Origin of the sequence: Streptomyces hesseae (genome assembly GCF_031845785.1) — a bacterium.
In the GTDB taxonomy this organism is placed as follows: Bacteria; Actinomycetota; Actinomycetes; order Streptomycetales; family Streptomycetaceae; genus Streptomyces; species Streptomyces hesseae.
The window spans coordinates 1-408 of the sequence record NZ_JAVRFI010000084.1; the positions used below are offsets into that span (position 1 = coordinate 1).

A 408-nucleotide genomic window follows, 5' to 3' on the forward strand; every position below is an offset into this window, starting at 1 on the left:
GCCCGGCTGCGGGCCATGCTCGCCGCATCGAGCCTGGTGGGTACCGCGATGCTGCGTTACGTGATGGCAGTCCCGCCGATGGCAACGCTCGACGGTGAAGACGTCGTGAGACTGCTCGCACCGACGGTGACCCGCTACCTCACCGCCGATGCGGCCGAGCTGGGGTTGCCTGACCTATAGGTGGTCAGTGCGACTGGTCGGAGTGCCGCGCGATGAGCGCGAGTTCGGCCTCACCGGCCTGTTCGGGGGTGGCGAACGGCATGTTGGTCTCCACGAAGTCCCGAGCTTCACGGAAATCCATGCCCTGCTCGACGAGCATGTTCACCACACCGATGTGCACCACGGCCGTCGCGCGCTTGGCGGCCACGCCGGCCACGACCCGGATCTCGTCGGCCAGTTGGGCCTCGG

At 67.9% G+C, this 408-nt stretch carries 2 protein-coding genes; one reads left to right on the forward strand and one right to left on the reverse strand.

What is annotated here, in order from left to right; genetic code table 11:
• Positions 1 to 180, forward strand: a 180-nt coding sequence (locus RM609_RS34310) for a TetR/AcrR family transcriptional regulator (protein ID WP_498073180.1), incomplete at its 5' end; no start/stop codon positions are given.
• Between the two features lie 4 nt (positions 181 to 184).
• Here RM609_RS34310 and RM609_RS34315 read toward each other — a convergent pair.
• On the reverse strand, positions 185 to 408 hold a 224-nt coding region (locus tag RM609_RS34315; protein ID WP_311616602.1), incomplete at its 5' end, for a hypothetical protein.